Raw genomic sequence first — 25675 nt, 5'->3', positions numbered from 1 at the left:
TCGCTTTAGAACCAAGCAAGACAAGAAGCGAGGACCGAAGGCGTACTAAGGTACGCCGAGTAAGTCCTCGCGACGCTGTATTGCGCAGTGTTATGAAGCGAAATTTTAAACTTTCAGTTCGCCGGCGTCGATATTATCCCAGTCAGCGATTGCTTCGATAGCCGGGCGGACTTCTTCAGTCACGAACTTCACGACCTGACCAGGAGCGCGGCCAACGAACTTGCGAAGGTCGAGGATTTCCTTCAGCTTTTCTTCGGTAATGCCAAGCTTCTGGAGTTTTTCGTTCTTGAGGACACGTTCGAGCAAGTCGTTATCCTTACCCTGTTCCTTAACGACGCGGCCAGCTTCCTGGCTCATGACGCGGATTTCTTCGTGGAGTTCCTGACGGTCGCCGCCATTCTTCACGCCTTCCATGATGATGTTTTCGGTAGCCATGAACGGAAGTTCTGCCATAATGCGCTTTTCGATCACCTTCGGGTAAACCACGAGGCCGTTGGTCACGTTTTCAGCGATGATGAGCATTGCATCCATAGCGAGGAATGCTTCAGGAATAGCGAGACGCTTGTTAGCAGAGTCGTCCAAGGTACGTTCGAACCACTGGGTAGCCTGAGTAATGGCGGTGCTGTTCACCTGGGCCATGACGAAACGGGCCAGGGAGCAGATACGTTCGGAACGCATGGGGTTACGCTTGTAAGCCATTGCAGAGGAACCGATCTGGGTCTTTTCAAACGGTTCTTCCACTTCCTTAACGCCCTGCATGAGGCGCATGTCGGTAGCAAACTTGTGGAGGGACTGAGCGATGGAGCTGAGCACCTGGTTCACGCGGTTGTCCCACTTACGGGTGTAGGTCTGGCCGGTGATGGTGAGCACGCGCTTAAAGCCAGCCTTGGCGGTCACGCGGCGATCCAGTTCCATGATCTTTTCTTCGTCGCCGTTGAACAGATCCATGAAGGAAGCCTGGGTACCGGTGGTGCCCTTAACACCGCGGAACGGCAGCACTTCGATAAGGAAGTTCACTTCTTCCAGGTCGATGAGGAGGTCCTGGAGCCAGAGGCAAGCGCGCTTACCCACGGTGGTGAGCTGAGCAGCCTGGAAGTGAGTAGCACCCAGCTGAGCCATGTCCTTGTATTCCATGGCGAACTTGGAGAGCTTATCCATCACGCGGCAGAGACGCTTACGAACGATGATCAAAGCCTGCTGCATCTGGATGAGGTCGGTGTTGTCACCAACGAAAGCGGAAGTTGCACCCAGGTGGATGATGCCCTTAGCCTTGGGGCACTGCACACCGTAAGCGTAAACGTGGCTCATCACGTCGTGACGGCGGCGCTTTTCTTCTTCTTCGGCAACGTCAAAGTTGATATCGGTTGCGTGAGCCTTCAGTTCGTCCACCTGTTCCTGGGTAATGGGCAGGCCAAGTTCCATTTCGGATTCAGCCAGGAAGATCCACAGCTTGCGCCAAGTCTGGAACTTGTACTGCGGGCTGAAGATGAAACTCATTTCCTTAGAAGCATAACGCTGAATCAGCGGGCTTTCGAATTGATCACGCATGATTTATCCTTTGGGGCGACCCCGTTAAATTTACGGCGTAAAATGTAGAAATTTAAGAGGAATTTTCCAGTGTACTAGAGGGAACTAGAACGACAAACCCGCTTTTTACCTATAAACACGAGATTTCGCAATCATTTATGGGTAAATATGGAACGCACCTGCATTTTTTTCTTCGCAAGGTAAGTTGGATTACCCATAAATTGAACAAAAGACTCCAAATTATGGGTAACAAAAGAATAAAAGTAACATCTACATCGAAATTTTCCGTTAGTTTATTCTAAAAAATACCTATAAAAGCCAATTTATATTCTAATTTATAGGTAATTTCCGCACTTTTCTCCTCGATTCCAAAGCATTTTCCTATATTCTTTCTATAATCAAGAATCTGATTGCTTTAGCTTTTGCCGCCCTTACATTCTATGGTTGCTTTACCCCCAGTCGCCTTGAGCCCTCGGTGAAAGAATACACCATGCAGAATATGGGACACGTGTATGTAACCAGCAGAACCATCCATATACCGGCACCTCTTCCCCTCAAGTTTGAATTTGGCGGCGCCTGGAGCTACCATATCGATATGTTCTCCCTGGAAAAGGAATTATTCGCCTTTACCGTCATAAAGAACGATACACAAATTGGCATCCGCGGAGCCCGAAAAGACTATTTCTCCCAAGATACGACCTTCACCTCGCCCCTGGACGTAAGCGACGAGGAATTCGCCATGTACTACCTAAACTGGGACATGGACTACTGGAAAAAACTGGTTGCAAAGGCCGCTGAAGAACATGGCCACGAAATTAACTACAAAGCCGGCGAAGCTGTCTACAACACACAAAAGAAATACGGCACCATCAGCCGTTCCCTCCCCGACAGCAAGACTTGCACTCTGGCCAGCGTCCAGGCGGGAAAATACATCTACATGATTACAGGAACCACTTCCATCGACGACACCGACGATATATGCGAAGTCATCGAGGAAATCTGGAACGACAGAGCCGAATTCTAAAGTTCCTTGGCAAATTCAGCCATGGGCTTTCGGGCTTCATGGCGAGGCGACGGACCACCCTGTTCCGCATCCGCATATCCCAAGTCAAGAATGCAGGCTACATGGACATTTTCCGGCAGGTCAAAGGCCTTGGCCACGTCGGCAGCGTTAAAGGCACGCGCCCAGAGGGATTCCACCCCTACGGACTTGGCGGCAAGAGCCATGTGGGTGGTCACAATACTAGCGTCCATATCGCCAGCATCAAAATCATCGTTGTAATTCTTTGCCTTCCAGCTGATGTCCGTATTATAGCACTCCACAAGAATGGTCTTGGCATTATAAGTCATGCGGGTCAAGGCTCGTAGCTTATTCAGCGATTCTTCAGACTTCAATACAAGAACGGTTACCGGCTGGGCATTGGTCGCCGTGGGAGCTAGGCGTCCTGCCTCCAGAATGGTATTCAGTTTATCGTCTTCAACAACACGGTCATTAAACTTGCGGCAACTATAGCGGGCCTGGGCCAATTCATTAAAATCCATATTTTTACCCTTTTTTGGGAAACAATATATAATAAGGTTTGGGTTTGTGTAAGTTGGAATATCCCTTTTCGAGATTTTTTATCATTTTTTTAGAATTTGTGATATAAATAAACAGACGGAGTAAAAATGTTTAGGGTTTATGGGCAATGAAAAAGTTGATTCTTTTCACAAAGGATTCCATTTCCGACAGGGGGCTGGAGGAAATTCTGGCGGAAAGCTATGACTGCCAGATTTTTGACGTGGGCTCCTGTGGGGATGTTTGGAATATCGCTTCCAGTATCAGTCCAGACATCATCCTTGTAATGTCCAACGCAGCCCTGGACAAGGACTATAGAATCCTTAAGGAACTACAATCCAAGAAGACACTCCTTCCCTCCTCTGTTATAGTGGTTGCTCCCACATCCCCTACTGACGAAGAATTCAAGTGCCTGGATTATGGCGCCATAGACTTCATCATCGCTCCTTACAGAAAGAAACTCATCGTCAACCGACTGGAAAAACTTACCAATGTCAGAAACTCCATCCACCTGCAGGAACTGGAACATATTCTGCAGTACCTGCCGTCAAACATCTTCCTGAAGGATGCGGAGGGCAAGTACGTCTTCTGCACCCACTATTGGCATCATCTGCACGGGGCCAACGAACCGGGCTGGACCATCCGCGGAAAAACTGATGTAGAAATCCGCAAGGATACCGAAAACGCAAAACTTGCCATGGAGAAGGACAAGGAAATCATCCGTACCGGAAAGGGAGCTCATTACGTCATCGAAGAGAACTCCGATGGCATCCAGGAATTTCTTGAAATTATCAAGGAGCCCGTCCGTGACGAAAATGATAACATCTACGGCATTGTGGCCCTGATCAACAACGTGACGGAACAGGAACAGCTGAAACGCAAGCTTCGCCACATGTCCATTACAGACGAACTAACAGGCCTTTACAACAGGACATATCTTCACGAAGTGCTTAACGACATCAGCAAGGAAGAAAACCTGCCGTTGGGATTCATTTCTGCAGACTGCAATTACCTAAAGCAGGTCAACGACTATTACGGACACCTGATTGGCGACGAATACATCCGCCTTGTAGGAGTGCTATTCAGGATGGTCCTACCGGAAAATGCCATGTTCTTTAGGGTGGGTGGCGACGAATTTCTTGCCATCATCCCCAAGACCTCAACCGATCTGCTCATCAACTACATTCTACACCTGAAATCCAAGGCCAAGATGCTACAAATTCGCGGTCGACGTTTTAGCGTGGCATTTGGATATTCCTGCATGGAAAAGAAGGATGACGACATCCTGAAATATCTGGAAAAAGCGGATTACCAGATGTACTCTGACAAATCCGAACAGAAAAAACGGGACGACTAATTTTCGTCAAGCCATCTCTGTAGAATAATCTGGGCGGCCAGCTGATCAATGACCGCCTTGTTTTTTTGTTTTTTCTTCTTGCTAAAATGGGCCGTACAAGCCTGGGCCTGGACGCTGGAATAGGATTCGTCCTGTGTATACACAGGGAGTCCAGGAAAACGTTCCTTTAAATCCTGGACGAACTTTTCCACCACTACATTCTTTCCATCAGTTCGACCATCGGGATGATAGGGCATTCCCACCACGAAAGCATCCACCTTATTCACCTTCACAAGTTCATCAAGACGCACCCAGAGGTTGGTAACCTTCTGGTCGATGGTTTCGCGCGCAAAGGCAAATTTCAGTTCAGAATCAGCAAAAGCAACGCCTACGCGATGTTCACCATAATCAAGTGCAAGATAATTCATAATAGTAGTAGGAAGTAGGAAGTAGGAAGTTGGAAGTTGGTAGTTGGTAGTTGGTAGTGGGTAGTTGGTAGTGGGTTTGTGGCTTAGAATATAGAAAAAGACTTTTCTTCCCCGAAATCCTGTCTACTTCCTACTGTCTACAGTCTACTAATTACTATCTTTGCCCGCACTATGAGTACTACAAAGAATGATTTATGGGTCGGTGTCGACGTCGGTTCTACAACCGTCAAGATTGCCGTCGTTGATCCGGAAACCTCCAAGCTTTTGCACTACACATACCAGCGCCATAACGCCATGCAGGCCCAGAAGGTCCATGAGGTGCTGCGTGAAGCCCACGGTCTTTTTCCGGGCAAGAACTTCAGAGTAGCCTTCTGCGGCAGTGGCGGTCAGCCCTTCGCAGACGCAACTCACGCCTTCTTCGTACAGGAAGTGGTTGCAAACGCTCTCGCCGTACGTGCTACCTATCCCGAAACTAAGGTTGCCATTGAACTGGGTGGTCAGGACGCCAAGGTGGTGTTCTTCGAAAAGGATCCCACCACAGGCAAGCTTATCGCCAGCGACATGCGTATGAACGGTGTCTGCGCAGGTGGTACCGGTGCTTTTATTGACCAGGTTGCAGAACTCCTCCGCATCAAGACCGAGGCCTTCGAAGGTTTCGCAAAGCGTGGCCAGAAGGTTTATGAAATCTCCGGCCGTTGCGGCGTGTTCGCGAAAACTGACATTCAGCCCATGCTGAACAACGGTATCGCCAAGGAAGATATCGCCCTTTCCAGCTTCCACGCCATTGCAAAGCAGACCATCGGTGGTCTTGCCCAGGGTATGGAAATCAAGCCGCCCGTCATTTTCGAAGGTGGCCCGCTGACCTTTAACCCGACCCTCGTGCGCGCCTTTAAGGAACGTCTGGGCATTACGGACGAACAGGCGATTGTGCCTGAACATTCCGAAGTTCTCGTAGCTATGGGCGCCGCCCTTTCCGTTGGTTCCATGTTCGCCGGTCAGGAATGCTACTACCGCGAAGAAGGTTCACTGGAATCCCTGGTTCACTTTAACGAAACTCGTCAGGCCGAACACAAGGCAAAGGCTGCCGCAGACTTGTTCTTCAAGGATGAAGCTGAATACAAGCAGTTCCTGGAAGATCACAAGATGGCAGGCAACAACTACCCGCAGCCCGCTTCTGGTTCTGAACTGAATGTCTACCTGGGTATCGACGCCGGTTCTACCACTACCAAGTTCGTCCTGATGGATGAACAGGACAACATCGTAGACGGTTTCTACGCAAGTAACGACGGTGAACCTCTGGCGGTGCTCAAGCGCGCCATGAACGAACTCATTGACCGCTACGAAGAATACGGCTGCAAGCTGAACATTCTGGGTGTGGGTACCACCGGTTACGGCGAACAGCTCTTCGCTAAGGCCGTCCATGCGGACTACCACACTGTGGAAACGGTAGCTCACGCAAACGCCGCACAGCGTCTCTGCCCCGATGTATCCTTCATCCTGGATATCGGCGGTCAGGACATGAAGGCCATCTCCGTCACTGACGGTGTGGTGACAGGCATTATCCTGAACGAAGCCTGCTCCTCCGGTTGCGGTTCCTTCATCGAAACATACGCACGTTCCCTGGGTATCCCCATGGAAAAGATTGCCCAGATGGCTTTCGACGCCAAGAGCCCGTCTCAGCTGGGTTCCCGCTGCACCGTGTTCATGAACAGTTCCATCATTACCGAACAGCGTGATGGTAAGCAGCCCGAAGATATTATCGCAGGTATCTGCCGTTCTATCATTAACAACGTGTTCACCAAGGTGATCCGTATCCGTAACCTCAACACCCTCGGTAAGAAGGTGGTTGTGCAGGGCGGAACCTTCAAGAACAACGCTGTGCTCCGCGCCTTCGAACAGTACACAGGTTTAAAGCCCATCCGTCCGGAACGTCCGGGTGAAATGGGTGCAATCGGTATCGCACTTCTCACCAAGAAGTACATGGAAGAAAAGCGCAAGACCAATCCGGAATTGAAGTCTAGCTTCATCGGCCTCGACGCCATGAAGACCTTCAGCTGGCACAACCAGCCGGGTCAGCTCTGCCAGTACTGCACCAACCATTGCTCCCGTACCATCGTTACCTTTAGCGATGGCCAGAGCTTCGTCACCGGCAACCGGTGCGAACGTGGTGAGGTCACTGCCGATCCCAACGATCCGAAGACAAAGGCACTCATTGCCGAAATTAACAAGAAGATGATGTCTGTGCCCGACATGATCAAGCGCACCAACCAGCTCCTGGTAAAGGACTACGCTCCGGCCAAGTTGGTGGAACCGCAGCTGAAGGCTGATGGTACTCAGAAGACCATCGGTATTCCTCGCGCACTTGAATTCTGGGCAAGCCTCCCCTTCTGGAAGGCATTCTTCACCAGCCTCGGTTACACGGTCGTTGTCAGCCGTAGCTCCGACTACAAGATGTTCGAAGCAGGTCTTCACAGCGTGCCTTCCGACACCGTCTGCTTCCCGGCAAAACTGGTCCATGGTCACGTCCTTAGCCTCATCGAAAAGAAGGTGGACCGCATCTTCTTCCCCATGATGGTTGCAATTCCCAGTGACCATACCAAGTTTGACGCAACTGCAGTTTGCCCGGTGGTCCAGGCTTATCCTAACGTCTGTAAGAATACCGACGATCCGGAACGCAACTTCAACATTCCCATGGACCAGCCCGTATTCCACTGGTTCAACGCAAAGCTCCGTCGTTCCCAGACCATCGACTGGTTCAGCCAGAACTGGGGCTTGGACAAGAAGCTGATTTCCAAGGCTGTTGACGAAGGCGAAAAGGCCCTCAACAACTACCGCACCTCCTTGCTGGAAGAAGGCCAGAAGATCCTGGATGACGTCCGTGCAAAGAACAGCTTCGCCGTGGTCATCGCCGGCCGTCCCTACCATGTGGACCCGCTGATCAACCACAACATTGCAACTCACTTTACCGCCATGGGCATTCCGGTGCTTACTACCGAATCTCTCCCGGGCGTTTACGACCAGGATATTCCGAACCACACCCGTGTGGAAATCAAGAATACCTTCCACCTGCGTATGCTTGGCGCCACCATGATCGCCGCTAAGGACCCGAATGTGGAACTGGCCCAGATCGTAAGCTTCGGCTGCGGTCACGACTCTATCCTTACGGACGAAATGATGCGTATGCTGCATCGTGACTCCAACAAGGAAATGCTGATGCTGAAACTGGACGAAGGCGACGCCCGCGGTCCTGTAGGCATCCGTATCAAGAGCTTTATCGAAACCGTGAAGGCCCGTCGTGCAGCCAACTTGCCCGACAAACCGGAATCCAACGAACCGCTCTTCACCACGCCGTTCCTCAAGGAAGACAAGGAACGCCGTACTATCCTGGTGCCGAACCTCTCCCCCGCATTCAGCGTGCTGGCAGCAGCCTATATGCGCGCCAAGGGCTACAAGGCAGCAAGCCTTCCTGTAGCAGACAAGCGTGCTATTGAACTGGGTAAGAAGTTCGTCCATAACGATATCTGTTTCCCCTGCCAGGTGAACATCGGCGAAAACCTCCTGTGGCTGGAACAGCATCCTGAAGCCAAGCAGACAGAAGTGTCCATCGGTCTTTCCAAGAACTGCGAAAACTGCCGCGCCGTGCAGTACCCGGTTCTCGCCCGTAAGGCTCTGGACGAAGCCGGCTACAAGGACGTTTCCATCATCACCACCGGTACAGATAACAAGAACATGCATCCGGGCTTCCAGCTGGGTCTCGACTTCCGTCTCCACATGCTGTGGGGTCTCGTGACTATGGATGCCATCGAAATTATGTACCGTGCACTGCGCCCCTACGAAGTAAACCAGGGTGATACCCAGAAGGTTTATGACGAATGGATGCCCAAGGTCATGGAACGTGCTGCAATCCTGTCCAAGCTGGAACTGGTGAACCCGAAGGCTGTTCTCGATCTCTTCCGTCAGACCATCGATGCATTCAACTCCGTTGAAATCACCGAAGACCGTAAGAAGGGTATCCGCAAGCCTCGCGTCGCTGTTCTGGGTGAAATCCTCATGAATTACCACCCCAGCGCAAACGGCTTCATCGAAGAATACCTCATGAACAACGGCATGGAAGTTTACCTGCCGGGCATGACCGACTTCTTCCGCGTGGACGAAATCGTCCGTGCCGAAAAGCTGAAGCGCGGTTTCTCCGCAAATCCCATTAGTGACCGAGTGGTGGGTGGTGCAACCGCCAAGGTTTACACTCACGCTCTGGAAGTGGTCCGCAAGGAAATGGAATCCCGCTTCAAGCTGTATGAACATCATGCAGACTGCTATGAATTGATCCACATGGTGGGTGACATCATCGACCCGACTTACAACACCGGCGAAGGCTGGCTGATCCCGGGCGAAATTCTGTACAACTCCCAGCATGGCATCAATAGCCATATCATCCTGCAGCCCTTCGCCTGCTTGGCTAACCATATTTCCGGCCGAGGTCTCACCAAGGCTGTGAAGGAACGTTGCCCCCACATCCAGGTGCTTTCTCTGGACTACGATCCGGATACCAGCTTTGCAAACATCGAAAACCGTTTGCAGATGCTGATTATCAACGCTCGTGAACTGGAAAAGGCAAACCAGGTTCGTGCAGAACAGGCTAAGGCCTAATTCATAGGGAAAAAGCCATTAAATGCCGGCCCATAAGGGTCGGCATTTTTCGTTTTCAGTAAAACAGCCATGTTTCTCCTGTATACAAAAACTATCCTCGCCTCTATTTTATTTCAAAAAATTCGGGCTTATATTTAGTGCGGAATAAAGTTTGGAGATGTTTATGAAAAAGAGTTTCATTCCTGCAATCGCACTTTCGGTATGCGCAGCTGTATCCAGCGTTTCCGCAGTACAGGAGATCCCTAATACTCAACCTAAGGTTGATGCCGCTTTCTGGAATAAGGTTCTGGACAAGACCTGGAATGGCCTTAAAAAGCGCAACATTGCACCGTACGAAAATGGTGTGGGCGCAGGTCTGGTTCACCGTCCCAAGAGCGAATACCCTGGGGACGCAGTGAGTGAAGCGGTGGGCTACGGAATGCTGGTGGCCCTTTATGCCAACGATCAGGAAACCTTCAACAAGATTTGGTCTGCAGCCAACAAGGAAATGTGGAACGGCAACTTTTACGACTGGCAGCTGAAACTGAGTGGCAGCAAGTCGCAAGGCGCCGCAACAGACGCAGAAGAAGATATCATTCTCTCTCTGGTCTTTGCCCAGAAACTGGTGGATGGGGGCAAGTGGAAAGATTATACAGATCCTTCCGGGAAAAAATACCTGGAACACGCCAAGAAGATGATGGGCAAAATGTGGGAAACGGAACAGATTACCAGTAAGGGTACTCTGGCTCCTGGCGCAGGCTGGGGCGGAGAGAGTTTCGTGAATGTGGGCTATTTCTCCCCCGCCTGGTACAAGATTTTTGCAAAGTACGATTCCAATCATGACTGGAACAAGGTGGTAGACCGCAGCTATGAAATTATCGCCAATAGTCCCGGCTACAGTCTGGGCATGGTTCCTGACTGGATGAAGCCCGATGGAAGCCCCTCCGGATCCCTGGGTTACAACGCCTATTTTAACGCAAAGGCCTTCTTTAAGGATGCCATCCGTATTTTGTGGCGCGTCGCCATTGACGCCATCTGGTTTGACGAACCCCGCGCCAAGACATTCCTCCAGAATTCCATGAATTTCATCAACTCCATCGGCGGAGCAGAAGCCGCAAACTTTTTCCAGATGGACGGCCAGCTTCTCCCCGCAGAGGATGTATGGACGGATATGGTGGGCGGAACCATCACCCGCCACCGTCGTGAACATAGCCCCATGACCATCGGCATGTGGGCAACTGCCGCCATGGCCGTAGGTACCGACGAAGACAAGAAGGCTTTCAGCCAGGAAATGGCTAAGTTCTACGACAAGGACGCGGACTATTTCGGTTTGGCAGTAGACCCCAGCGGCATGGAAGAAGACACCCTCCATAACGAGATGTATTTCGAGCAATTCCTGGGCTGGTTCGGAACCTCCATGATGTCTGGCGTATTCAGTAACATTGAAGACGATATCGACAATCCCAAGCAGGCTGTAGTTGGTCTTACCACCAGCCTTTCCGAATCCAGCCAGGAAAATCCGGGCCAGGAACCGGACGCTATCGGCAACACCCTTACTCCCTCCATTGCAGAAAGTTCTGTCAAGCTGGTCCGCAACAAGGGACAAGTACGAATTTTGCGTAAGGATTCCGAAGATCGCTGGATTGAGTACGGCCTGAACGGCAAGAAACTCTTTAAGGTTCATTAAAATTTTTCTAAATTTGGCGCCATGTTAAATGTTTCTAATGTAAGTCTTCAGTATGGCAGCCGCGTCCTTTTCAAGGAAGTAAATCTTTCCTTTAAGCCTGGTAACTGCTATGGCGTTATCGGCGCAAACGGCGCTGGCAAATCCACATTCCTCAAGATCCTTTCTGGCGATCTGGAACCCAACACTGGTGAAGTCACCAAGAACCCTGGCGAACGTATTGCCGTCCTTAAGCAGGACCACTTCGCCTACGAACAGAACACCGTTCTGGAAACCGTCATGATGGGTTTCCCGGAACTGTACGAACTGGGCAAGCGTCGCGAAGAACTGTACGCTCTTCCGGAAATGACCGACGAACAAGGCGAGGAAGCCATCAAGGTGGAAGAACGCTTTGGCGAAATCGGCGGTTACGAAGCCGACTCCAGCGCAGCCGTCCTCCTGAAGGGTCTTGGCATTCCTGAAGAATTCCATTACAGCCTCATGGCAGACCTGGATGGCAACCAGAAAATCCGCGTGCTTTTGGCACAGGCCCTCTTTGGAAACCCCGACATTCTCCTCCTTGACGAACCTACCAACCACTTGGACCTGGATACCGTCGCCTGGCTGGAAGACTATCTCGAGCGTTTTGAAAACGTGGTGATCGTGGTGAGCCATGACCGTCACTTTCTCAATACGGTCTGCACCCACACTTGCGATATCGACTACGGCAAGATCAACATCTACGGTGGTAACTACGAATTCTGGTATGCAGCTAGCCAGCTGGCCCAGAAACAGCGCAAGGACCAGAACCGCCGTGCCGAAGAAAAGATCGAAGAATTGAAGGCCTTTATCCGCCGCTTCGCATCCAACGCAGCAAAGGCCAAGCAGGCCACTTCCCGTAAGAAGCTCCTGGACAAGATGACCGTGGATGAAATGCCGGCCTCCAGCCGTAAGTTCCCCTGGGTCAACTTCAAGATGGACCGCGAACCGGGTAAAATTGTGCTGGAAGTGAACAACGCAACTATCGACGGTGGCGACGGCATTATCTGCAAGGGTTTGAACTTCAAGCTGAACGCTGGCGACAAGGTGGCTCTCGTTGGCGAATACGGCACTCTCAAGACCGCATTCTTCCAGCTGATCGCTGGTGAAACCCCGGCACCGGAAGGCGTCATCAAATGGGGCAACACCATTACCCAGAACTATTTCCCCAAGAACAACGACGCCTACTTCCAAAGCGAGCTCTCCCTGGTGGATTGGCTCCGTCAGTACAGCAAGGAACAGGACGAAACCTTCATCCGCGGGTTCCTTGGCCGTATGCTCTTCACAGGCGAAGAAGCCCTGAAGTGCTGTAACGTCCTTTCCGGTGGCGAAAAGGTCCGCTGCATGCTCTCCAAGATGATGCTTTCCAACGCAAACTGCCTGCTGTTGGACGAACCCACCGCTCACCTGGACTTGGAAGCCATTACCGCCCTGAACAACGGCCTGACCGCTTTCCAGGGCCCCATCATCTTCTGTACTCAGGACCACGAATTTGCACAGACCGTTGCAAACCGCGTTCTTGAACTGACACCGGACGGCGTCCTCGATCGTTCCATTACCTTCGATGAATGGTACGAATCCAAGTCCTCCAAGGGCAAGCGCGGAAAGTAATTTTCCATATTACGAATCAGAAATAAATCCGCTCGTAATAAAAAATCCAGCAGGTAAAACCCGCTGGATTTTTCGTTTTTCACAGAACAAGATATTCTTATCGGGCAATCAGCACGCGATTACTGAACAGCACCTGCTTTCCGCTTTCGACCCGCACATAGTAACTGCCCTTGGCGCTAATCAGTTCCTTCAGGGGAACGCTTGCAGAACCGTTATATTCGCGGGATAGCAACCGTTTGCCCTTCATATCAAACACGGACACTCGGGCCCCAGCATTCTTCAAGGTCAGTTCCAGGTTACCGTGGGCATAAACAGCCTTGGCGCTGGATACCGCAGGAGCCTTGGATTCAACCTTCAGGCTACCGTTAGAAGTAGAACTGTTCATGTCCCAATTGTCGGGAACGCGCACAGCAATGCCTCTACCCGCAGTACTCATGTACACGACACCGTAAGTGTTCATGTCGCCCATCACGAATTCGCCATTTGCCAGACCGCCATATTCATGGCCGTCATCGTTCACGCGGGTCCAAGTCACCCCCTTATCGTCAGAGCCGAATACGCCCGTCACACCATCAATAGTGGCATACACGTAAATTGCGGGATATCCGCCCTTGGTCTTGGGAGCCCCAAAACCAACGGCTTCACAGTAACCGACGCCGGATACCGCAGTCCAGGTCTTGCCACCGTCAGTAGAGTGCTGCAGGCTTCCGCTGACGCCCACACCCGTAGAAGGATCCTGCACCGCAATAGGCAACCACAGGTCACCTTCATAGCCTGGAATAGCACGGAACTTCTTGAAGGCACTTACACCAGGAGTACCAACAGCCGCAAAAGAGGCTCCCTTGTCGGAACTCTTATAGAACTTGCCTTCCGTCTTGTTATAGGCATAGAATACATCCGCATTTTCCGGATCGCCCACCACGAAGGATCCATTGTCGATACCCGTCACTTCCGTATAGGCGGCATTGCTATGGCGATAGACGCTAGTGCTTCCTTCCATAGGAACAAAGAGGGCGACCTCACCATCCGTAGAGATGGCTGCAGTACCATTGGCGATCTTCTGGCTCAAATCGCAGTAAGTCCCCACCGTCCATGTACGGCCAGAATCGCTGGAGAACTGCAGCGGTTCAATAGGAACATCATTGTACTTTCCCTCGTAGGCTCGTGCATTAGCCACCTTTACCAGCGTGCCAGACTTGTAGGCGTATGCCAGGCCCTGAGTCGTTCCCAGCGGGACTGCAGTTCCACTCACATTGGTCATGTGGCGATACTGCGGAAACTTGGTTACGTCTTCGTGACGGAAACCATCGTAGTCACCAATGATGGAAATCATGGGACCGCCCGGAATGCTCACCACTTCAAAAGGAACCGTTTCCTCCACGCCGTGAGCGCTAAAATGCCACACCTGGTTCATGGTCACTTCGTCCGATTCCCAGGAGTTTTCAGCCTTCTTGACGGAATAATCCGTCAGGTTGTCCGTACGGAAAATACCATTACCGGACGTAATGAAAACGCGGTCATGATCAAAAGGATCCATAGCAACGCTTCCCGCCCAGTGAATGGAACCGTCATGCATCCAGCCGATTCCATTGGCATCCATCTGCTGAGTTGTAGGATAAACACCGCCTTCCATCCAGTAATATCTAAAGGATGCTACCCAGGTTTCACCGCCATCGGTCGTATGGAATATGTTGGAACCCCAGCGGTCACTCCAGACATCCTTGCCATCCTGATCCTTCTTGTACCAGAACTGAGGGCCATTGTAACCCTCGGTTGTCACCACCATTTCAAGATCATCATTGGGGTTAATGGTAATGCCACCATAAGGTGCAATATATTCGTACTTATCCGTGTTGGAGTAGTCCGTCATATCGTACTTGGCCTCCCCTTCCCCATCCAGATAATCTTCAGGGGAAACGTCAGTCCAGGTACCCGTCTTCAAGTCACATTTCAAGACGGAACCACGGCCAAATCCATCCCAGATGGGGCCCCAGCCTTCGTCCCAGCCCATGGAATGAGGGCCAGCGCCATCGGCAAAAGTAACCACCATGGTGTTACCATCCTTGGTAATCACAGCTCGCTGGGGCATCAGGCGTACAATGCCGCCGCCCTTGGTAGTACGCAGTTCATCGGGAATCGGCAATGCCTTCCAGGTAGCGCCACCATCCTCGGACTTAAAGACGTTTTCAAAAGTCTTGCCGGCTGAGGTTCCTTCACGAAGGAAGCCCGCGTAAAGATTCTTTGAGCTACCGGGAGCATACTGAACAAAGCTAAAACCGGAACCGTTCCAGGTCGTATCGGAGCCAGCCGCCTTTGTCCATGCATCCACATGAGTCCAGCTAGAGCCGTTATCCTCCGACTTCCACAGGCCCTTATTCTTGGAGCCATAGAACATAATCTTGGAATTATTTGGGTCAATGGCCAAGGCTTCACCGTTACCGCGGCCCATGCCATTACCATGAGCGCCAAAACGCTCCACCTTAGTACCCTTAGTGCCGTCAGTATCCAAAGTGTAGAGAACTTCCCAGGAATTACCACGGTCCTTACTGCGGAGGAAAGCGCTTCGGCCATTATTCCAGTAAGTGGTCCCGGTCATCATATACACGACGCCTTCTTCCTGAGGGTCGACAGCAATAGCTTCCACACCAAGTAAACCACGTTCAGAAATATCAACCCAGTCCATGAGGGATACCCAGCGGGCAGTAGCCTCATCCCAACGATAGGCGCCACCCACGTCCGTACGGGCATAAAAAAGGCCCTTTTCAAGCGGAGATGCAATCACTGCACTCACGAATCCGCCGCCACCCATGCTAACCGCACTCCAGCTATAGCCAGAAGAAGCCATTTCTGCTGCACTTACTGCACTAGAACATACAGACAGTCCAAAAGCAAGACCTGCAACCCAAAACATACCTTTCACCATAATCATCCCTTTAATATAAAGTTTCAATATCACCTAGTCTAATATAAATCCATGGAGCAGGTATTGCCCTAATAATTACCCTACACCCAAACTTACCCTTGAGAACTTTACAACAAAGGTTTCCAATCCGAAACACAATCGGTTCGTCACGAAAAAAAAGACCCTGTGGTTTTATCCACAGGATCTTTTTGAATTTCAGGGAAGATTCCCAGGCGTTCAAAGATTACTTACGCTTCTTCTTCTTGCCCTTAGGAGCATCCTTCGGTTCTTCCTTCTTTTCTTCAGCCTTCTTTTCGGCCTTCTTACCACCGCGGAGGTCATTCATCTTGAAGCTGACGTTGACTTCTGCAGTCGCAATGTTGGAGAAGGCACCAGCCGGATCCTTGGCCTTGTAAGTGAACTCATCCAGACCGGAGAAGCCCTTATTCGGCATATAGGTGAAGGAACCATCCTTTTCGTTTAAGGTAATCTTACCGTTGCGCGGCTTCTGGACAACCTGAACAGAGACCGGCTTTTCGCCATCGGCATCGCTAATTGCAGACATCAGACCTTCAGAAGCAGAAACCTTCAGTTCTTCGCCTTCCTGAGTCATGTAAGTCATATTGCTTGCGACCGGCAGGTCATTCACAGGCATGACAGTGAAGATTGCGCTCTGGCTAGCCTTTGCGCCATCCGGGTCAGTCACAGTGAAGGTAATCTTTTCCGGCTTGCCGTTCCAGTTTTCATGGGGCTGCATCACAGCAACAGTCTTCTTGTTCTTGTCATACTTCACAACGAGGAACTTATTGCCAGTGAAGGACCACTTCAGGTCTTCAAAGCGATGATCCTTGTCGCGAGCAATCTGCTGCAGGTTGAACTGAGCAATCACACCACCCTTATCGTCTTCCTTGATGGTATAGCCATCTTCACGGAACGGCTTCATAATCGGGGCAGCATTTACATGCTTTACGACAAACTTAGCAACAGCCTTGTCCATGCCACCAGCAGGATCCTGTGCAGTGAATACCAGAGTTTCATCACCGAACCAGTCACCCTTCTTCGGGCGGATGTTAGCTTCACGGTTGCCGTTGATTTCCACAGCAAGATTCTTAGCGCCAGAGACCTTCCACTTGATTTCGTTAACCTTGTGGTCAGGGTCAGTTACGTACTGGTCCAGCTTGATGGTCTTGAAGGGCTTGCCTTCGAAGGTTTCCTGGCCCGGAATTTCCTTAACAACAGGAGGATCGTTCACCGGCTTAACAGTGTACTTCACCTGGACAGAAGCCTTTTCGCCAGCCGGGTCAAAGACGTTCACAGTCACAGTTTCAGAGCCGTTCCACAGCTTGTTGGGAATTTCGCAGGTAAGGACACCCTTATCGCTGATTTCGAAGTGCAGTTCATGCTTGACGGCAGGTTCGCTACCCTTAGCAGCCTTACCCTTCTTACCACCAGCCTTAGCATTCTTGGAAGCAGGAGTTTCGTTATCCAGAGTCCAAACCAGTTCTTCCAGCTTGTTATCCGGATCGCTCACAACCTTACTAAAGTCAAACGGAGCGAAGGTCTTCTTTTCATCGATAGTGAAAGGCTGAACCGGCTTCAGAGCAGGAGGATCGTTCACCGGGATCACTTCGAAGGTAGCAGTGGTAGATGCGGATGCACCTGCAATATCCTTCACAGTGAAGGTCAGAGTTTCCTTACCGTTCCAGTTGGGATTCGGAGTGAGAATCTGAGCACGGGTACCCTTGATATCGACCTTCAGAGCCTTGTTGCCAGTAACCGTCCAGGTCAGTTCATTGGGCTTGTTGTCCGGGTCTTCTGCAGCCTTGGACAGGTCAACCACCTGGAACTTTTCCTTTTCCTTGATCTTCTGACCAGCAATGTGCTTGATTACAGGAGGATCGTTTACCGGAGTAACTTCGAAGACGATCTGGACAGAAGCCTTAGCTTCTTCCGGGTCATAGACATCCAGCTTAATCTTTTCGGAACCATTCCAGTACTTGTTCGGAGTGGTAACCACCAGCTGCTTCTTGGCATTGATGGATGCCTTGAGTGCACGAGGTTCAGAGAGCTGGAACTTCAGCTGTTCAAACTTGTGATCCGGATCAGAAACATACTGAGTCAGGTCAATAGGTTCGAACTGCTTCTTTTCCTCAATAGACTGAACCGGGATAGGCTTAATCACAGGAGCATCGTTCACGGATTCAACGAGGAAGTTGACAGTACGAGAATCCTTAGCACCTTCCGGGTCGGTAACAGTGAAGGTCACGTTACGTTCACCGTTCCAGTACTTATTCGGCAACTTCACACGAGCAATGTTCTTGCTGTCAATTTCAACCTGGAATTCATCGGCCGGTTCAGCAGCAGGTTCGGCGGCAGCTTCCTTACCCTTCTTGGCAGCCTTCTTAGCAGGCTTCTTGGCAGGAGCGGCAGCAGCGGAAACCTTAGCGACCTTGACGGTCCAGGTCAGTTCATTATTAGCATGGTCCGGATCCTTCACGAACTTGTTCAGGTCGATTTCCTTGAAGATACCCTTTTCCTTGATCTTCTGGTCAGGAATATCCTTCATGACAGGAGCATCGTTCACAGAAGTGATTTCGAAGTTCACGATCTGAGAAGTTGCCAGGCCTTCCGGGTCCTTCACCATGATCACCAGAGCTTCCGGAGCACACCAGAAGTGCGGATCAGGAGCGCTAACGGTAAGGACGCGGCTCGGAGAAATTTCAGCCTTCAGCTTCTTGTTACCGGTAACCGTCCAAATGAGTTCATTGGGCTTGTTATCCGGATCCTTCACGTATTCGTCAAGCTTGATCTGCTTGAAGGTTTCCTTTTCCTTGATCTTCTGATCAGCAATCTTCTTTACCAGTACCGGAGCGTCGTTCACGCGGGTCACTTCGAAGACCATCTTCACGTTAGCAGAAGCGCCTTCCGGGTCGGTAACGGTGAAGGTAATCATTTCCTTGCCATTCCACTGGTCATTCGGCACAGAGACAATAGCAGTGTTATCCTTACGGAGATCCACCTTCAGCTGCTTATTGCCAGAAACACTCCACTTCAGCTGAGAAGTCTTGTGATCCGGGTCGGAAGCGAGAGTGGACAGGTCAACAGTCTTGAAACGGCCACCTTCGCGGATGGTTTCACCCTTCGGAGCCTTGTCGGAAATCTTCGGAGCATCGTTGATAGAACGAACTTCAAAGTGTGCGGTCTTGGAAGCCTTTGCACCTTCCGGGTCAGTTACATTGAAGGTAATGTCAGCAGCACCATTCCAGTACTTGTTGGGAATAGCGATTACAGCGACACGCTGGCCATTGACAGTTTCTACCTTCACGTTAAGAGATTCAGTTGCAGGAGCAGCAGTTTCAGGTTCAGCCTTCTTTGCCTTCTTGCCCTTTGCGGATGCTTCTGCAGCACCGGCCTTTGCAGGCTTCACATCAAAGCTCCACTTCAATTCACCCTTCTGGTGATCCGGGTCATTGACCAGGTCATCCAGCTTGATCTTTGCAAATTCCTTCTTTTCGTCGATGAACTGATCCTTCAGTTCGCGTACGAAGACCGGAGCGTCATTCACGGATTCTACTGTGAAGGTAACGGTACGGCTATCGGTTGCGCCTTCAGGGTCGACAACGGAGAACTTAATCTTTTCGGAACCATGCCAGTACTGATTCGGCTGAGAGATAGACACATTGTGGCTTGCGTCCATAGCAACCTTCAGTTCCTTAGCACCTTCGATCTTCCACTTCAGCTTAGCCTTCGGATGATCGAGGTCAGTAACGAAATCATCCAGGTTGAAGGACTTGAAGGAGCCCTTTTCCTTGATCTTCTGATCAGCAATATCCTTCATGACAGGAGGATCGTTGATGGACTTCACGGTAAATGCGGCAGTAGCCTTAGCAGAGGCACCTTCCGGGTCAGTGACAGTGAAGGTAATCTTTTCAGAACCATTCCAAAGGTTGCTCGGAGTCTTGACGGAAACCTTGCCGTCCTTACCCACGTTCACCTTCAAATCCTTATTGCCAGTAACTTCAATCTTAAGCTTATCGAATGCGTGATCCGGATCTTTAACGATTGCAGCCAGGTCAAAGTCAGCAAAGGATTCCTTTTCGTTAACGGTCTGGTCATTAATCTTGCCAATAATCGGAGCATCGTTCACAGATGCAACGGTGAACAGAGCGGTGCAAGTTGCCTTACCACCATCCGGGTCTTCAACCTTGAAGGTGATTTCTTCGGCACCATTCCAATACTTGTCCGGAATGACAACCTTAGCCATACGCTGGTCATCCACAGAGACGGTCAGCTTGGGGGTATAACCCTTAGGAGCACCCTTTGCGCCCTTCACGTCGAAGGACCAAGTCAACTGTTCAGCCTTATGGTCCGGATCATTGACGATATCGTTCAGGTTGATAATAGCGAATTCACGCTTTTCCTGAATGGTCTGGTCCTTGATGGGCTTGGTGAATACAGGCAGGTCATTGACAGATTCAACAGTGAAGGTAACAGTGCGCTTATCCATTGCACCTTCCGGGTCAGTAACAGTGAAGGTTACCTTTTCAGAACCGTTCCAGTACTTGTTCGGAGTGGTGATAGTAGCAATCTTGTTATTGTCGACAACAACCTTCAGGTCCTTGTTACCAGAAACAGTCCACTTCAGGTTTTTCTTGTCGTGGTCAAGGTCGGTGACGTATTCATTCAGGTCAATAGACTTGAATTCGCCCTTTTCCTTGATGGTCTGGTTTGCGATATCCTTCATGACAGGAGCGTCATTGATGGACTTCACTGTAAACACAGCTTCGCTCTTTGCAGAAGCGCCTTCCGGGTCAGTAACAGTGAAGGTTACCTTTTCGGAACCGTTCCACAGCTTGGACGGAGTCTTAACAGTAGCAACGCCATCCTTGGAAATATCAATCTTCAGGTCCTTGTTGCCAGAGACGGACCACTTCAACAGCTTGAATTCATGGTCAGCGTCAGCAGCCAGTTCAGCAAGGTTGATGGATGCGAATTCCATCTTTTCGTCAATCATCTGGTCAGGAATCTTCTTGAGGGTCGGAACGTCGTTCACGGACTGAACGGTGAACAGAGCCTTAGAAGAAGCGGTTGCGCCTTCCGGGTCAGTGACAGTAAAGGTGATTTCGTCGGCACCATTCCACAGCTTGTTAGGAATGATGATCTTAGCCACCTGCTGAGCATCAATTTCAACAGTGAGGCCGGCGTCCTTACCCTTGACAGAGGACTTCACATCAACGGTGAAGGTCAAGTCACTGAGCTTATTATCCAGGTCACGGACCATTTCACCCAGCTTGATGGGCTGGAACTGAGACTTTTCCTTAATAGTCTGCGGAGCAATCTGCTTTACAAATTCCGGAACATCGTTCACGGATTCGACGGTGTATGCAACAGTGCGTTCGTCTGTTGCGCCTTCCGGGTCAGTCACCTTGATGGTGAGTGTTTCGGAACCGTTCCACTGCGGGCTGGGCGGAGTAACCTTCAGGACACGGCTACCGTCCACAACAACCTTCAGTTCACGCTGACCGGTAACAGTCCACTTCAGCTTATCCTTAGAGTGGTCCAGATCTTCAACATACTTGTCCAGTTCAACAGGCTTGAACTGGCCTTTTTCCTTGATGGTCTGTTCCGGAATGTCCTTCATGACGGGAGGATCATTGATGGACTTCACGGTCAGCTTCATCTGAGTCTTGGCAACGCCGCCTTCCGGGTCGGTTGCAGTAAAGGTGATGGTTTCGGAACCATTCCAGAGTTCGTTCGGAGTCTTGAAGGAAACGTCGCGAGTCTTGGAATTCAGATCGACCTTGATATCCTTGTTGCCAGTGATATCAATCTTCAGCTTGGAAATGTCATGGTCAGCATCGGAAAGGAATTCTTCCAGGTTAATGGAATTGAATTCATTCTTTTCTTCGATGGTCTGATCAGGAATCTTGGTGAATACGGGCAGATCGTTAATCGACTTTACAGACAGAGTAACGTTCTGCTTTACGGAAGCGCCTTCGGGGTCAGTACAGGTGAAGGTCACCACTGCAGTACCGTTCCAGTAGGTATCCGGAATTTCAATGGATGCCACATGGGATTCATCGATATTTACATTCAAGGTACCGGATTCCGGTTCCTTTCCCTGATGCTTCACATCGGCTTCCCAGGAGAGTTCGCTCTTCTTGTGGTCAGCATCCTCGATGTAATCGTCCAGTTTGATCTTGGCGAAAGTCTTCTTTTCGTCAATGTTCTGGTTCGGGATGGTCTTCACGAAAGTCGGAACGTCATTTACAGAGTTGACGGTGAAGGAATTTTCGGATTCAGCGCAAGCGCCTTCCGGATCGCAAACCTTGAACTTGATGGATTCGCTGCCGTTCCAGAGTTTGTTCGGAATCTTGATGGTAGCAGTCTTACCAGCAATATTGACCTTCAGGTCCTTGTTGCCAGAAACGGTCCACTTAAGTTGTTCGTAAGGATGATCAGGATCCTTAACAAGCTTATCCAGTTCGATAGGCTTGAATTCCTGCTTTTCTTCGATAGTTTGTTCAGGAACTTCCTGTACAAATTCCGGAGCATCGTTGATGGACTTCACTGTAAGGGTGAGCTTGGAGCTTGCAGAAGCGCCAGCAGCATCAGTTGCAGTGACGGTGAAGTTTTCAGAACCATTCCAGTATTCATTCGGAATCTTGATATTTGCGGTGCCGTACTTATCGACATCGATCTTCAAGTCCTTACCGCCAGTAATGGTCCACTTCAGCTTGGAAACATCGTCATCCACATCAGTTACGAAATCAGTGAGACTGATGGATTCGAATTCGTTCTTTTCTTCGATGGTCTGGTCAGGAATCTTCTGCATGACCGGAGCATCGTTGATAGGCTTCACGGTAAAGATTGCAGTCTTGGAATCGCTAGCATATTCACCGTCAGTTGCAGTGAACTTAATCTTAGCGGAACCATACCAGTTGGGATCGGGAATAACGATGGTAGCGACACGGTTCTGGTCGATTTCCACGTTCAGGTCACCTTCGGCCTGATCCTTGCCATTGGGAGTAATGTCAAATTCCCAGAGCATCTGGTTCTTGGGATGGTCAGGGTCGGTAACAAAGTCATCCAGACGAATCTTGGTGAACTTCTGACCTTCATCGATGGTCTGGTCAGGAATCTGAGCCACCACCGGCGGATTGTTCACGGATTCAACATTGAAGTTCGCAGTTTCGGAACCTACGGCGCCCTTAGTATCGGTAGCAGCGAAGGTAATGTCTTCGTTACCGTTCCAGTACTGGTCCGGAGTTTCAATCGTTGCAATACGATCCTTAGAAATGGTAACCTTCAGCATCTTGTTGCCACTAACGGACCACTTGAGCTGTTCAGGCTTGTCCATATCGTCGGACACATACTGGTCCAGCTTGATAGGAGCAAACTTGCCACCTTCATCAATGGATTCACCAGGAATTCCACTTACAGACGGTGCTTCATTTGCTGCTGCTTCACCAGCTTCCTGAGCTACACCAAGGGAAGCAAGAAGTCCAGCAGAAGCAAGGAGTGCCGCCACAGACCAATTCTTTCGTCTCATTTTTGATCTCCCATAATTTCCATCCACTATACCATTCTCTTCATTTTTGCCTTTAACGCCAAAAACACAAAAAATACGCAAGTGGTTTGCGCAATTAATCGGCTCAAATATAACGATTTATTGTGTTTTTTTTCACATTTTCTGCAAAAAATCTTGCTTTTTTTTAACAATACGACTTGACAAATTTCATTTTTTTTCGCAAGTCGTTGACTATCAACGAATTACGATTAGCCCCCTCAAAAAACATTTTTTGCCCTCGGAAAGAGCTTTTTGTAAACTTTTTGTAAAATTCAGCGCTTTTTCACTTTTCAGCTCATTTGAGCACTACAAATTTCAAGACAAAATTATCGAAGAAAGCTATCTTAACAATGAACAGAAATAAATCCTGTTTTTATTAAACACATAGGTAAAACAATGAAATTCGTATTCCTCTGCGACGCCAACTATCTCAAGGGCGACATGGTCAACTTCGTGAACAACTTCCCCACCAACCACGAACTGGTCACCATGACTTCCGACGAACTGCTCCAGTCCAAGTCCATCTTCGACGGCACCTTCGCAATTCTCGCCGAACGCGCTACCTGGCAGAAGAATTTCAGCCTGTTCCGTTACTTTGGCCTGCTCCCCTTGCTGGAAGTGCTCCCCCTGGGCGTTGTAAGCCGCTCTCGTCGTAGCGAACCTCTCAAGGGCCGCACCCAGAACCGCAACCAGGAAATTTATTTTAACCCCTCCGCATCTGCAGAAGAACTCTACCTCCAGGTGGATAAGTTCGTCGCAGCACCTCCCGCAGGCTTCACCTATCCCCGCGGCACTGCTAAGGCATAATCTTCTGAATGCGCTATAAGGTTCTAGACTACTTGTACAAGCAAGGTGGTCTAACCCTTTTTGCCTTTTCTGGCGAATCGGATTTACCCCTAGAAACCTTGCAAGATACAGCGCTGGCATTAAACGCCGGCGCTCGTTTTGTTGTTGTGGATTTTTCCGGAAAAGCAGAAACCGTAGGAAACATCTACGTAAACGACCTGCTGGAACGACTCGTTACCAAGCAGGAGCTGGACAGCCTCGGCGAAGGTTCCTGCATCATCTCCGGAAATAGACTCCTCCCCACCAACGACGACCAGTTTAGAAACCTCTATCACAATCTTCAACTGATACAGGAATACGTCCCTCAGATTCTCGGCATCGTCCCCATGGACATGAACCATGAAGAGGCGACCTACATTCCTCTGGTGACAAGACTTCTTGTAATCGCAGGAAAGGACATGGATTTCGCCTGCGAGCAGATTGAAGATCTTAAAGGATTGCAGCAAACAAATATTCTCTGGTTATTCAACGAGAAGCCCAATAAGAAGCGCTTCCCCAGGGCCGCAGCAACGATTAACGCAAGCCAATCCTTCACCAAGGAATGCACCGTCCTTAAGACTAATCAGGCGTGGAAAAAGAATCCCAAGTCTTTTGGATCGACCATTGAGAGCCTTCACAAGGTACAGATCCTCCAGAAGAATCCATTGGACGGCATTCCAAAATTATTCAGGAAGTTCTACCCCATCTTCCTAATCATCGCAGTTCTTATCCCGTTCCTGTTCGTATCCAAGCTGGAACCAAGTGTATCCAACACAAGAAATAGAATTCACGAACGTGATATTATCACCACGGCACCATCATTCGAATACACCTTTGACGGCAAGGAATCCGTGAACCGTGTTGCAAGATACGGAATCGGCCGTTTCTGCGCGCTTGTTGCTGACGAAAAGATGGTCAAGCAATATATGGATGTAACGCTGGACGAAAACGGTTACAACGCAAATGCATGGACCAAGGAAAACAACCAGATTATCCCTCCTGCAGGAACCGTAATCAAGTTTTCCCGTCCCGACATGTTCAACGAAACTTCAGCAGACTCAACTGGTTCCGCATGGAAATACTGGACGTCCATTTACTCCGACAGTATCGCTTACCTGACGGAATTCTACTACGAAAACCAGACACAGACAAATCGTAAACATCAAGCGATTGACGTAGCAGGAAAGCAGGGTGCCCGCATTCTCGCCCCCTTCTCAGCAAAGGCCTGGACCAGCAAAGACGAACGCGGCGGGATCATCATCGGTCTTGTTCACGAAAAACAGGTTGTGGTGTTTATGCACTGCGACAAATTACTTTATCTGGACGGTCAGGAAGTGATGGCAGGCGATCCCATTGCAACAGTAGGAACATCAGGACATACAACCGGTCCACACGCACACATCGTCACTGGAATCGTCGACAAAAACGGCACTAAACGTCTCGGGAATATTAAGTACAAGGTGATGGATCCTATCACCTGGTATTACCGTTTCAAGCCAAAATCTCTGAAGTAAGTTTGTACAAAAAATCGTTTCGATTTGTCCTTGTACTTGTTGTGAAATCATCAACATTCCTTTTACGTGACTTACA

General features: G+C 50.0%; 12 protein-coding genes. 7 read left to right on the top strand and 5 right to left on the bottom strand.

Going from position 1 to position 25675, the window contains the following annotated elements:
* Positions 1–105 precede the first annotated feature (105 nt).
* The gene (purB, locus tag BGX12_RS02900; RefSeq protein WP_109734587.1) at positions 106–1548 is read right to left on the bottom strand and encodes an adenylosuccinate lyase; all 1443 of its coding nucleotides are present in this window, start codon (positions 1546–1548) and stop codon (positions 106–108) included.
* Positions 1549–2002: 454 nt separating this feature from the next.
* Between purB and BGX12_RS02895 the strand changes: the two genes are divergently transcribed.
* Complete coding sequence (locus BGX12_RS02895; RefSeq protein WP_146196225.1) at positions 2003–2551, top strand: hypothetical protein; 549 nt, start codon at positions 2003–2005, stop codon at positions 2549–2551.
* Here the strand turns inward: BGX12_RS02895 and BGX12_RS02890 are convergent.
* Positions 2548–3069, bottom strand: a complete 522-nt coding sequence (locus BGX12_RS02890) for a nitroreductase family protein (protein WP_109734585.1) — start codon at positions 3067–3069, stop codon at positions 2548–2550. The two genes, BGX12_RS02895 and BGX12_RS02890, sit on opposite strands and share 4 nt — an antisense overlap.
* 146 nt (positions 3070–3215) lie before the next feature.
* On the opposite strand from BGX12_RS02890, the gene BGX12_RS02885 reads away from it, so the two are divergent.
* Positions 3216–4442: a sensor domain-containing diguanylate cyclase gene (locus BGX12_RS02885; protein ID WP_233246221.1), complete on the top strand. Its 1227-nt coding sequence runs from the start codon at positions 3216–3218 to the stop codon at positions 4440–4442.
* Here BGX12_RS02885 and ruvX read toward each other — a convergent pair.
* Positions 4439–4849: a Holliday junction resolvase RuvX gene (ruvX, locus tag BGX12_RS02880; protein WP_109734584.1), complete on the bottom strand. Its 411-nt coding sequence runs from the start codon at positions 4847–4849 to the stop codon at positions 4439–4441. The two genes, BGX12_RS02885 and ruvX, sit on opposite strands and share 4 nt — an antisense overlap.
* Positions 4850–5020: 171 nt before the next feature.
* Between ruvX and BGX12_RS02870 the strand changes: the two genes are divergently transcribed.
* The 3 genes from BGX12_RS02870 to BGX12_RS02860 all read left to right on the top strand — a co-directional run bounded on the left by BGX12_RS02870 (position 5021) and on the right by BGX12_RS02860 (position 12788).
* Positions 5021–9496 (top strand): acyl-CoA dehydratase activase, encoded by a 4476-nt coding sequence (locus tag BGX12_RS02870; RefSeq protein WP_109734583.1) that lies wholly within the window; start codon positions 5021–5023, stop codon positions 9494–9496.
* Between the two features lie 163 nt (positions 9497–9659).
* Entirely contained in the window at positions 9660–11162 is a 1503-nt protein-coding gene (locus BGX12_RS02865; RefSeq protein WP_158278149.1) for a glycosyl hydrolase family 8, read from the top strand.
* A 21-nt stretch (positions 11163–11183) separates the two neighbouring features.
* The gene (locus BGX12_RS02860; protein ID WP_109734581.1) at positions 11184–12788 is read left to right on the top strand and encodes an ABC-F family ATP-binding cassette domain-containing protein; all 1605 of its coding nucleotides are present in this window, start codon (positions 11184–11186) and stop codon (positions 12786–12788) included.
* Between the two features lie 97 nt (positions 12789–12885).
* Here BGX12_RS02860 and BGX12_RS02855 read toward each other — a convergent pair whose 3' ends face one another.
* Together BGX12_RS02855 and BGX12_RS02850 are read right to left on the bottom strand one after the other, a co-directional pair.
* A complete protein-coding gene (locus BGX12_RS02855) occupies positions 12886–15717 on the bottom strand; it encodes a T9SS type A sorting domain-containing protein (RefSeq protein WP_109734580.1) in 2832 nt (943 codons plus the stop codon).
* Positions 15718–15934: 217 nt separating this feature from the next.
* Positions 15935–23242 (bottom strand): tandem-95 repeat protein, encoded by a 7308-nt coding sequence (locus BGX12_RS02850; protein ID WP_233246220.1) that lies wholly within the window; start codon positions 23240–23242, stop codon positions 15935–15937.
* Positions 23243–23656: 414 nt separating this feature from the next.
* Between BGX12_RS02850 and BGX12_RS02845 the strand changes: the two genes are divergently transcribed.
* Both BGX12_RS02845 and BGX12_RS02840 read left to right on the top strand, forming a co-directional pair.
* Positions 23657–24067 (top strand): hypothetical protein, encoded by a 411-nt coding sequence (locus tag BGX12_RS02845; RefSeq protein ID WP_073225211.1) that lies wholly within the window; start codon positions 23657–23659, stop codon positions 24065–24067.
* Between the two features lie 8 nt (positions 24068–24075).
* Entirely contained in the window at positions 24076–25599 is a 1524-nt protein-coding gene (locus BGX12_RS02840) for a M23 family metallopeptidase (RefSeq protein ID WP_109734579.1), read from the top strand.
* The last annotated feature ends 76 nt before the right edge of the window (positions 25600–25675 follow it).

This window comes from Fibrobacter sp. UWR4 (assembly GCF_003149045.1).
Taxonomy (GTDB): Bacteria; Fibrobacterota; Fibrobacteria; order Fibrobacterales; family Fibrobacteraceae; genus Fibrobacter.
This window is presented reverse-complemented; position numbering and strand designations above follow the sequence as displayed.